The 10,618-nt window shown below is 66.3% G+C and carries 5 protein-coding genes, 2 pseudogenes and 1 riboswitch; of the genes and pseudogenes, 4 read left to right on the forward strand and 3 right to left on the reverse strand.

Annotation, left to right across the window (positions count from 1 at the left end; all coding sequences use genetic code 11):
* Together ABGA94_RS16145 and ABGA94_RS16150 are read left to right on the forward strand one after the other, a co-directional pair.
* Positions 1–94, forward strand: a pseudogene (locus ABGA94_RS16145) (anhydro-N-acetylmuramic acid kinase); the annotation flags it as partial.
* Positions 87–3,422: pseudogene (locus ABGA94_RS16150) on the forward strand (NahK/ErcS family hybrid sensor histidine kinase/response regulator); the annotation flags it as partial. The pseudogenes ABGA94_RS16145 and ABGA94_RS16150, both read left to right, overlap by 8 nt.
* 79 nt (positions 3,423–3,501) lie before the next feature.
* Here ABGA94_RS16150 and ABGA94_RS16155 read toward each other — a convergent pair.
* From ABGA94_RS16155 to acs, 3 genes are all read right to left on the reverse strand, one after another.
* Positions 3,502–4,077, reverse strand: coding sequence for a manganese efflux pump MntP family protein (locus ABGA94_RS16155; RefSeq protein ID WP_005420421.1), 576 nt, complete (start codon positions 4,075–4,077; stop codon positions 3,502–3,504).
* 88 nt (positions 4,078–4,165) lie between these two features.
* Positions 4,166–4,255: riboswitch (yybP-ykoY riboswitch) on the reverse strand.
* A gap of 181 nt (positions 4,256–4,436) precedes the next feature.
* Positions 4,437–5,102, reverse strand: a complete 666-nt coding sequence (locus tag ABGA94_RS16160; protein ID WP_005420420.1) for a response regulator transcription factor — start codon at positions 5,100–5,102, stop codon at positions 4,437–4,439.
* A gap of 80 nt (positions 5,103–5,182) precedes the next feature.
* Positions 5,183–7,126 carry an acetate--CoA ligase gene (gene acs, locus ABGA94_RS16165; RefSeq protein WP_111174894.1) on the reverse strand — a complete coding sequence of 648 codons (1,944 nt, stop codon included), beginning with the start codon at positions 7,124–7,126 and terminating at the stop codon, positions 5,183–5,185.
* A gap of 245 nt (positions 7,127–7,371) precedes the next feature.
* Between acs and ABGA94_RS16170 the strand changes: the two genes are divergently transcribed.
* Both ABGA94_RS16170 and ABGA94_RS16175 read left to right on the forward strand, forming a co-directional pair.
* The gene (locus ABGA94_RS16170) at positions 7,372–8,799 is read left to right on the forward strand and encodes a DcaP family trimeric outer membrane transporter (protein WP_032954652.1); all 1,428 of its coding nucleotides are present in this window, start codon (positions 7,372–7,374) and stop codon (positions 8,797–8,799) included.
* A gap of 127 nt (positions 8,800–8,926) precedes the next feature.
* The gene (locus tag ABGA94_RS16175; protein ID WP_049412037.1) at positions 8,927–10,588 is read left to right on the forward strand and encodes an MFS transporter; all 1,662 of its coding nucleotides are present in this window, start codon (positions 8,927–8,929) and stop codon (positions 10,586–10,588) included.
* Positions 10,589–10,618: the final 30 nt, after the last annotated feature.

Consider the following 10,618-nt stretch of genomic DNA (forward strand, 5'->3'; position numbering starts at 1 on the left):
GTTCACTGTGCAGCTGGGCGACGGCAACCGCATCGCCGAACTGACCGGAATCACCACAGTATCCGACTTCCGCCGTCGCGACGTAGCGGCCGGTCGTCTACAGCCTGGCGCTGGCGGTGTACTGCTCGTCGTGGACCTTCTACGGCGCGGTCGGCACTGCCGTGCGCAATGGCGTGGGCTACCTGCCGATCTACATCGGCCCGCTGCTGCTGCTGTTGTTCGGCTGGCGCATCATCGAGCGCCTGGCGCTGATCGCACGCAGCCAGAACGTGGTCTCCATCGCCGATTTCATCTCCTCGCGCTTCGGTCGCTCGCGGCGGCTGGCGGCGCTGGTGGCGATCATCGCGCTGATCGGCATCATTCCGTACCTGGCGTTGCAGTACAAAGCGGTGGCGATGAGCCTGCAGGTGCTGACCGGCAACACCGGCCCGACCGGGTTCTTCACCGACCCGGCGCTATACGTGGCATTGCTGATGGCGCTGTTCGCCACCCTGTTCGGTACCCGCCAGGTCGATGCCACCGAGCACCACCACGGCATGATGCTGGCGATTGCCTTTGAATCGGTGATCAAGCTGCTGGCGATGCTGGCGGTGGGCGTGTTCGCCTACCTGTGGCTGAGCAACCGCACCGACGCGGTGGTCGAGTCGGTGCATACGCTGTTCACCGGCCTGCCGCCGGTCGGCTTCATCTCACAGACCCTGCTCAGTTTCCTCGCCATCATCTGCCTGCCGCGCCAGTTCCACGTGGCCGTGGTCGAGTGCGGTGACGTGCGCGACGTGCGCCGCGCGCGCTGGATGTTCGGCGGTTACCTGGTGCTGATCTCGGGCATGGTGCTGCCGATCGCCACCGCCGGCGTGACCCTGTTCGGCACCGGCGGCAGCGTCGCCGACGACTCGATGGTGCTGGCGCTGCCGTTGGCCGAAGGCCGCAATGCGCTGGCGCTGATCGCCTACGTGGGCGGCTTCTCGGCGGCCACCGGCATGGTCATCGTCTCGTCCATCGCGCTGGCGACCATGGTCAGCAATGATCTGGTGATGCCGGTACTGCTGCGTCGGAGCGGTGACCACCAGGAAGCCGCTGACGTCGCCTCGCGCGTGTTGTGGATCCGCCGCCTGGCGATCCTGCTGCTGGCGCTGATGGCCTACAGCTACTACCGCACCAGCAGCAACGACAGCACGCTGGCCTCGTACGGCCTGATGGCGTTCGCAGCGGTGGCGCAATTCGCGCCCGGCCTGATCGGCGGCCTGTACTGGCGCGGTGCCAGCCGGCGCGGCGTCGAAGTGGGCATGCTGCTGGGCTTTGCCACCTGGCTGTACACCCTGCTGCTGCCGGCGATGACCATGGCCGGCTGGGTCGACGCCGCCTGGGTACAGCACGGCCCGTTCGGCATCGAGTGGCTGCGTCCGCAGCAGCTGTTCGGCATGTCCGGCTGGGACCCGCTGACCCACGGCACGTTCTGGTCGCTGCTGGTGAATGCGGCCACGATGATGCTGGTTTCCGCACGCTGGCGGCCCGGCGTCGACGAGCGCCTGCGTGCGGCACCGTTCCTCGACCCGTATGCCGAGCGTCCGTCGGTGGCCGGTGGCTGGCCCGGGCATGTGCATGTGGGCGACCTGCTGGCGCTGGCTTCGCGCGTGGTCGGCGAACGCCATGCACGGCGTTCGTTCTTCGAGCAGGCGCAGTCGCTGGGCCGTGAGCTGCAATCCTCGGCACCGGCTGACCGGCCGTGGGTGCAGTTCACCGAGCGCCTGCTGGCCGCCTCGATCGGTGCGGCATCGGCGCGCCTGCTGCTGACCAGCCTGCTGCGTGGCTCGGGCATGGACCTGGGGGAAGTGGTGGCGGTGCTGGACGAAGCCGGGCAGGAACTGCGCTTCAACCGCGAGATCCTGTCGACCACGCTGGAGAACATCAGCGCCGGGGTCAGCGTGGTCGATCCGGACATGCGCCTGACCGCGTGGAACCGCCGCTACCAGGACATGTTCGGTTACCCCGACGGCATGCTCTACGTGGGCCGCCCGGTGGCCGACCTGATCCGCTACAACGCCGAGCGCGGCGAGCTGGGCGAGGGCGATATCGAAGTGCAGATCAACCGCCGCATCGGTTACATGCGCGCCGGCTCGCCGCACGTGTTCGAGCGCACCCGCAGCGACGGCAAGGTGATCGAGATGCGTGGCCAGGCGCTGCCCGGCGGCGGTTACGTGACCAGCTACAACGACATCACCGACTACAAGCACGCTGAAAGGGCGCTGCTTGAAGCCAACGAGACGCTGGAACAGCGCGTGGCCGAGCGCTCGCATGAGGCCGAGGTCGCGCAGCAGTCGAAGACGCGCTTCCTGGCGGCGATCAGCCACGACGTGCTGCAGCCGCTGAACGCAGCACGCCTGTTCGCTTCGGCACTGCGCGACAGTAATCACGTCAGCGACGAGCAGAAGCATCTGGCCGAGCGCGTGGACGCGTCGCTGCGCGCTGCCGAAGAACTGCTTGATGGCCTGCTGGACGTGTCGCGGCTGGATGCCGGTGGCCTGCACCCGGTGATCGGCGAGTTCGATGTGAGTGCGTTGATGCGCGAGCTGGCCGCGCAGTACACGCCGGTCGCCGCAGGCCGTGGCCTGCGCCTGGACCTGTTCGCGCGCGCGGCCTGGGTACGCAGCGATCGCCGCCTGCTGCGCCGCGTACTGCAGAACTTCCTGGCCAATGCACTGCGCTACACACGCCAGGGGCGCATCGTGCTGGCCGTGCGCCAGCGCGGCGACGAGGTGGAACTGCAGGTGTGGGATACCGGCCCTGGCATTCCCGAACACCACATGCGGCAGATCTTCGACGAGTTCCACCGCTACCAGCAGCCGTTCGACTGGGGCGAGCAGGGGTTGGGCCTGGGCCTGTCGATCTGCCAGCGCATCTCGCGCCTGCTCGACCATCGCCTCAATGCACGCAGCCGCGTTGGCAGTGGCTCGATGTTCTCGATCATCCTGCCGCGGGTTGCGCCCTTGCCCGGCTACACCGAGCCTGCCAAGGCGACCCAGGCCGTGGCCACACCGGTGCGCAGCGATTCGCTGGCGGGCCTGCGGGTGCTGTGCGTGGACAACGACGAGGAAATCCTCGACGGCATGCGCGCACTGCTCGGCCGCTGGCAGGTGCAGGTGATCACCGCCGCCACCGTCGACCAGGCACTGGAGAAGATCGCCGAGCGACCGCAGGTGATGCTGGTGGACTACCACCTGCACGATCGCATGGATGGCCTGGATGCGCTGGTGGCGCTGCGCGAGGCGGCCGGCTACCCGCTGCCGGGTGCGCTGCTGACCGCCGACGGACGTGACGAGCTGAAGCGGATGGCACGCGAGCGTGGCTACCGCGTGCTGACCAAGCCGATCAAGCCGGCCTCGCTGCGCGCCTTCCTCGGCGCGCTGCGGGATGCGCAATAGATCCACGCCATGCGTGGATGCGACGCCAGGTAGTGCCGGCCGCTGGCCGGCAACCACGCAATCGCTCGCTTCCGATGCGTTACCCCACGCCGTGCAGGTGTTCGTACAGGATGGTCGCGCCGATGATCACCAGGATCACGCCACCGATGATCTCCGCACGCTTGCCGACCATGCTGCCCAGCACGCGGCCGAGCATGATGCCGGCGGTCACCATGGTCAGTGTGCACAGGCCGATGACCGCGGCCATCACGCCGATATGCACGTCCATGAAGGCCAGGCCGATACCCACCGCCATCGCGTCGATGCTGGTGGCGAAGCCGGTCAGCGCCAGCTTCCAGAAGCCGTGGTGCTGCGAGGGATCCTCGTCATCCTCGGCGCTGTCCGGGCGCAGGCCGTTGTAGATCATGTGGATGCCCAGCGCACCGAGCAGGCCGAACGCGATCCAGTGGTCGAAGGCTTCGACGTACTGCAGCGCGGCGCGGCCGAGCAGCCAGCCGATGATCGGCGTGATCGCCTCGATGACGCCGAAGATGATGCCGGCACGCAGTGCATCGCGAAACACCGGCTTGCGCATGGCCGCACCCTTGCCGATTGCGGCGGCAAAGGCATCGGTGGACATGGCAAAGCCGATCAGGAGGATCGAAATGGGGGACATGGACAGCGGCTGAGGTCGGGCAAGGACGGACGCACGGCTCGCGCTCGCGCCCAACCTGACGTTGCGCGCGCGGGCCGCTGGTCTCGCCAACCATCATGGTTGTCCACGCCACGGCGCACTGGCCGAGTATGTTGACGTGGACGATTCCTGCGAAGGAATCCGGCTACTCCCCAAGGGGACGCGAAGCTTAGCATTGCGATCCGCGCGTGGCGCATTTACAGACAAACGCGCAGGCAGGGCTGGTTTGTATAGCGATGGCTATAACACGGGCCAAGCAAAGGCGTGCCAAGCAAGCTTGGCACCTACCAGGGCGGTTTCAGACGTTCCAGGCGAATGCCGGCCAGCAGCCGGCACTACCGTCAGTCTTCTTCGGGCGGCAGCACGATGGCGTCGTCGTCGATGGCCAGCTTGCCGGCCATCAGCACGGCCTGGGTGCGGTTGGTCACGCCGAGCTTGCGCAGGATGGCGGTGACGTGGGCCTTGATCGTCGCTTCGGAGACGTTGAGGTCGTAGGCGATCTGCTTGTTCAAGCGGCCAGCGCCGAGCATCTGCAGGACACGGAACTGCTGCGGGGTCAGCTCGCGCAGGCGCTGGCCGACTTCGCGTTCTTCGCTGCCGGTGGGCGGCACGTTGTGCGCTTCCGGCGGTGCCCAGGTCTCGCCATCGAGGATGGTGCCCAGCGCATGGCCGATGGTGTCCGAATCCGCAGACTTCGGGATGAAGCCCAGCGCACCGTGGTCGAGCGCGCGGCGCATCACCGTGGCTTCTTCGCGCGCGGACACCACCACCACTGGCAGCTGGGGGTGCAGTGAGCGCATGTGCACCAGTGCGTTGAAGCCCTGCGCACCGGGCATGTTGAGATCCATCAGGACCAGGTCGGCGTCGTTGTGCTGGTCGGCCAGCGCGTACAGCGCTTCCACGCTGTCGGCCTCGAACAGCTGCACGCCGGGGATGACCCGCTGCACGGCTCCACGCAGGGCTTCGCGGAACAGCGGGTGGTCATCGGCAATCAGGAGGGTGGTCATGGTCGGGGGGAACCGTGGGGGAAACCAGATGGGGTCAGAGCCCTTTCCTGGTGGAAAGGGATCCGACCCCGGGTTCTGCATCAGCGCACCTTGCGCTCGTCCACCAGCGACGCCACCACCGACGGATCGGCCAGGGTCGAGGTGTCGCCGAGCTGGTCCGGCGCGTTTTCGGCAATCTTGCGCAGGATGCGGCGCATGATCTTGCCCGAGCGGGTCTTCGGCAGGCCCGGTGCCCACTGCAGGTGGTCCGGTGTGGCGATCGGCCCGATCTCCTTGCGCACCCAGGCGATCAGCTCCTTGTGCAGTTCATCGCTCGGGGCCTCTTCGGCCACCAGGGTGACGTAGGCGTAGATGCCCTGGCCCTTGACGTCGTGCGGGAAGCCCACGACCGCCGCTTCGGCCACCTTCGGATGCGAGACCAGCGCGCTTTCCACTTCGGCGGTGCCGATGCGATGGCCGGACACATTGATCACGTCGTCGACGCGGCCGGTGATCCAGTAATAGCCGTCTTCGTCGCGGCGGCAACCGTCACCGGTGAAGTAGCTGCCCGGGTAGGTGCGGAAGTAGGTATCGATGAAGCGCTGGTGGTCGCCGTACACCGTGCGCATCTGGCCCGGCCAGGAGTCACGGATGATCAGGTTGCCCTCGGTCGGGCCGTCCTGGATCTCGCCATCGGCATTGACCAGCGCCGGCTGCACGCCGAAGAAGGGCAGGGTGGCCGACCCCGGCTTGAGGTCCATCGCGCCGGCCAGCGGCGAGATCAGGATGCCGCCGGTTTCGGTCTGCCACCAGGTATCGACGATCGGGCAGCGGCTGTCGCCGACCACTTCGTAGTACCAGCGCCAAGCTTCCGGATTGATCGGCTCGCCGACGCTGCCGAGCAGGCGCAGCGACGCGCGCGAGGTCTTCTTCACCGGCTCCTCGCCTTCGCGCATCAGCGCACGGATGGCGGTCGGGGCGGTGTAGAAGATGCTCACCTTGTGCTTGTCGATGACGTTCCAGAAGCGCGAGGTGTCCGGATAGTTTGGCACGCCTTCGAACATCAGCGAGGTCGCACCGTTGGCCAGTGGCCCGTACACGATGTAGCTGTGGCCGGTGACCCAGCCGACGTCGGCGGTGCACCAGTAGATGTCGTCCTCGCGCAGGTCGAACACCGCTTCATGGGTGTAGGCCGCGTACAGCAGATAGCCGCCGGTGGTGTGCAGCACGCCCTTCGGCTTGCCGGTGGAGCCGGAGGTGTAGAGGATGAACAGCGGGTCTTCCGCGTTCATGCGTTCCGGCTCGCAGGTGGACGGCTGGCTGTCCACCACATCGTGGAACCAGCGGTCGCGCGGGGCCTGCATGTCCACCGCGCCGCCGGTGTGGCGCACCACCAGCACGGTTTCAACCGTGTTCGTGCCCGGCAGCTTCAGCGCGGCATCGACGTTGGCCTTCAGCGGAATCCTGCGGCCACCGCGCAAGCCTTCGTCGGCGGTGATGATCAGCTTGCTCTGGCAGTCGCTGACGCGGTCGGCGATCGAGTTCGGCGCGAAGCCACCGAACACCACCGAGTGGATCGCACCGATGCGCGCGCAGGCCAGCATGGCTACTGCGGCGTCGACGATCATCGGCAGGTAGATGGTGACGCGGTCGCCTTTCTTGACCCCAAGGTTGCGCAGCGCATTGCCGAGGCGGCAGGTGCGCTCATACAGTTCGCGATAGGTCACGTGCTGGGCCGGTGCATCCGGGCCGTCCGGCTCGAACAGCAGGGCGGTCTTGTCGCCGCGCGTCTCGAGCTGGCGATCCAGGCAGTTCACGCTGGCATTGAGCTCGCCATCCTCGAACCACTTGATGTGGAAGTTGGACAGGTCGTAGCTGACGTTCTTGATCTTCGTCGGCTTGCGCATCCATTGCAGGCGCTCGGCGGCCTTGCCCCAGAATCCATCCGGGTCGGTCACCGACGCCTGGTACTGCTGTTCATAGGTCTTCTTGTCGATGCGTGCCTTGGCGGCGAACTGCGGATCGACGGGGTAGATATCAGCCATGGCACCCTCACTTGCACGTTGACTTTGTATGTGCGGTCGCAGCATCGCAACGACCGATCCCCCTCAGTTTGCCCCATCCACCCCCGGCCGCGTCACCACCCTGGTTAGACCATGGTCGAAAGTGAGCGCCCTGCAGGGCCGGGTTCGACCAATGGCGAATAGCCGCTATACATAATCGCCCCGCAGTCTCGGCTCGACCGTGCCCCACGCGCGGCATCACCTTGCCACTTGGGAGAGAGGGCAACATGAGCCACCGTACGTTGAAAGCCGTGCGCACACCTTTGGCGGCCTGCCTGCTGGTCGCCCTGGTCGCACCGGGCATGGCGTTCGCAGAGACCGCCAAAGAGAAGGCACTGGAAGCACGCGTTGCCGAACTGGAACGCCAGGTCCAGCTGCTGCTGTCTTCGCAGCAACAACAACAGACCCAGATCAGCCAGACCCAGCAGGCGGTGACCGAAGTGCGCACGGTGCAGGCCGGGCAGAAGCCGGTCGCACAGGTGCCGGCCGGCAAGCAGCCGATCCAGGTCACCACCATCACCCCGGGCGCGGCACCGGGCACCACGGTCAAGATCGGCGGCTTCATCAAGGCCGACTTCCTGGCCACCCAGACCAGCGATGGCCAGTTGGCCGACGACGCCACCGGCCGTTCGCTGTACCTGCCGGGCCAGACCCCGGTGGAAGGCGCCGGCGGCAGCGGCAAGCGCTCAGGCACCGATTTCAACGCCCATGCCAAGTTCTCGCGCTTCAACCTGGGCATCGACAACGTCAGCGAATCGGGCAACAAGGCCGGTGCGTTCTTCGAGATGGACTTCTTCGGCAACTCGCTGGGCAACCAGACCGCCACCAATACCTACGGCGTGACCCTGCGCCACGCCTACATGTACTGGAACAACTGGCTGGCCGGCCAGACTTGGTCCAACTTCATGGACGCGGCCGCACTGCCGGAAGCGGTCGACTTCGTCGGCCCCACCGACGGCGTGATCTTCGTGCGCCAAGCGCAGGTGCGCTACACCCAGGGCGGCTTCAGCGTCGCGCTGGAAAACCCGGAAACCACCACCCTCACCGGTACCCGCAACCCGGTCACCGGCGCCTGGACCAACGCCAGCGCCAACTCCGACCGTGGCAGCCTGCCCGATCTGACCCTGCGCTATGGCTGGAAGGGCGACTGGGGCACCTTCGGTGTCGGCGGCATCGTCCGTCAGCTGAAGGTCGACAACCAGGCCACCGGCGCGAAGGCCGACAAGGTGGCTGGCGGCCTGACCCTGGGCGGCAAGTGGGTGATGGGTGACAGCGATTCGCTGCATTACCAGCTGACCGGCGGCGAAGGCATCGCTCGCTACATCGGCCTGGGCATCACCGCCGACAGCGCCTACGACGTGGCCCGCGATGAGCTCAACCCGACCGGCGTGCTGGCCGGCTACGTGGGCTGGCGGCATGCGTTCTCGCCGAAGCTGCGCACCAACCTGATCTACGCGCGCAGCGACTACGACAACGACAGCATCCTCGGCCCGCTGGTGACCAAGAGCGTGCAGAGCATCCGCGGCAACATCTTCTATTCGCCGCTGCCCAAGGTCGATATCGGTGCGGAGCTGATGTACGGCCGTCGCGAAGTGGAGAACGGCAACAAGGGTGACATCACCCGGTTGCAGTTCACTACGAAGTACAGCTTCTAAGAGCGTGCCGGCCAGCGGCCGGCACCTACCGAGATGGGGTGCCGGCCAAGGTCGGCATCTACCGAATTGAGTGCCGACCAACGGTCGGCACCCACCAACAACGATTGCTTCGGAGGGGAAGCGTCCCATGTCCAGTACACCCAGCACCGCACATAAAGCGGGCACCCTGACCAAGGGCCACAAGAAGGTCATCTTCGCATCGAGCCTCGGCACGGTGTTCGAGTGGTATGACTTCTTCCTGTACGGCTCGCTCGCGGCCATCATCGCCAAGCAGTTCTTCAGTGGCGTCAATGAAACCACGGGCATGATCTTCGCCCTGCTGGCGTTCGCCGCCGGCTTCTTCGTGCGTCCGTTCGGCGCGGCCTTCTTCGGCAGCCTTGGCGACCGCATCGGCCGCAAGTACACCTTCCTGGTCACCATCCTGATCATGGGCATCTCGACCTTCCTGGTCGGCGTGCTGCCCAACTACGCTTCGATCGGTTTCGCCGCTCCGGTGATCCTGATCATCCTGCGCCTGGCCCAGGGCCTGGCGATGGGCGGCGAGTACGGCGGTGCCGCCACCTACGTGGCCGAGCACGCGCCGGACGACAAGCGTGGCCTGTACACCAGCTTCATCCAGTGCACCGCCACGCTCGGCCTGTTCCTGTCGCTGCTGATCATCCTGGCCTGCCGCATGACGCTGGGCAACGAGGCCTTCGAAGCCTGGGGCTGGCGCATTCCGTTCCTGGTGTCGATCCTGCTGCTGGGCATTTCGGTATGGATCCGCCTGCAGCTGAGCGAATCGCCGCTGTTCCAGCAGATGAAGGCTGAAGGCAAGGGCTCCAAGACCCCGTTCCGCGACAGCCTGAAGGGCGGCAACCTGAAGCTGATGCTGCTGGTCCTGCTCGGTGCAGCGGCTGGCCAGGCCGTGGTCTGGTACGGCGGACAGTTCTACGCGCTGTTCTTCCTCAGCAGCATGCTGAAGGTCGATGCCACCACCTCCTACCTGCTGATCGCCGCAGCGCTGGCACTGGGCACGCCGTTCTTCATCTTCTTCGGCTGGTTGTCCGACCGCATCGGCCGCAAGAAGATCATCCTGGCCGGCTGCCTGCTGGCGGCCATCACCTACATCCCGATCTTCAAGGGCCTGACCCACTTCGCCAACCCGGCCATCGAAGAAGCGCGCAGCAGCTCCCCGGCCCTGGTCGTCGCCGACCCGGCCACCTGCTCGTTCCAGTTCGATCCGGTGGGCCTGCGCAAGTTCACCAGCTCCTGCGACGTGGCGACCGCCGCGTTGACCAAGGCCGGTGTGCCGTACGACGTGCAGCCCGCCGCCGCCGGTTCGCTGGCGATGGTGAACGTGGGCAGTGCCAGCGTCACCTCGTATGAGGCCGCCGGCCTGACCAAGGAAGAAGGCAAGGCCAAGGCCGATGCGTTTGGAGCGGAGCTGAAGACCGCGCTGACCACCGCCGGCTATCCGGCCAAGGCCGATGGTGCGCGCATCAACATCGCCGGCACCATCTTCATGCTGTGGCTGCTGGTGCTGTACGTGACCATGGTCTACGGCCCGATCGCCGCCTACCTGGTCGAACTGTTCCCGACCCGTATCCGCTACACCTCGATGTCGCTGCCGTACCACATCGGCAACGGCTGGTTCGGTGGCTTCCTGCCGGCGATCTCGTTCGCGCTGGTGGCCGGTACCGGCAACCTGTACTACGGCCTGTGGTACCCGATTGCGATCGCACTGATGTCGGTGGTGATCGGCGGCCTGTTCCTGCGCGAAACCAAGAACGTGGATATCACCAAATAACCGGCGTGCCGACCAACGGTCGGCACCCAC

The organism is Stenotrophomonas sp. 3diitr2024, assembly GCF_042136455.1.
Lineage (GTDB): Bacteria > Pseudomonadota > Gammaproteobacteria > Xanthomonadales > Xanthomonadaceae > Stenotrophomonas > Stenotrophomonas sepilia.

What these genes read in the sequence shown, in the direction of transcription:
- ABGA94_RS16155 (WP_005420421.1), bottom strand. Translation starts at nt 4,077, where the DNA reads ATGTCCCCCATTTCGATCCTCCTGATCGGCTTTGCCATGTCCACCGAT.
- ABGA94_RS16160 (WP_005420420.1), bottom strand. Translation starts at nt 5,102, where the DNA reads ATGACCACCCTCCTGATTGCCGATGACCACCCGCTGTTCCGCGAAGCC.
- acs (WP_111174894.1), bottom strand. Translation starts at nt 7,126, where the DNA reads ATGGCTGATATCTACCCCGTCGATCCGCAGTTCGCCGCCAAGGCACGC.
- ABGA94_RS16170 (WP_032954652.1), top strand. Translation starts at nt 7,372, where the DNA reads ATGAGCCACCGTACGTTGAAAGCCGTGCGCACACCTTTGGCGGCCTGC.
- ABGA94_RS16175 (WP_049412037.1), top strand. Translation starts at nt 8,927, where the DNA reads ATGTCCAGTACACCCAGCACCGCACATAAAGCGGGCACCCTGACCAAG.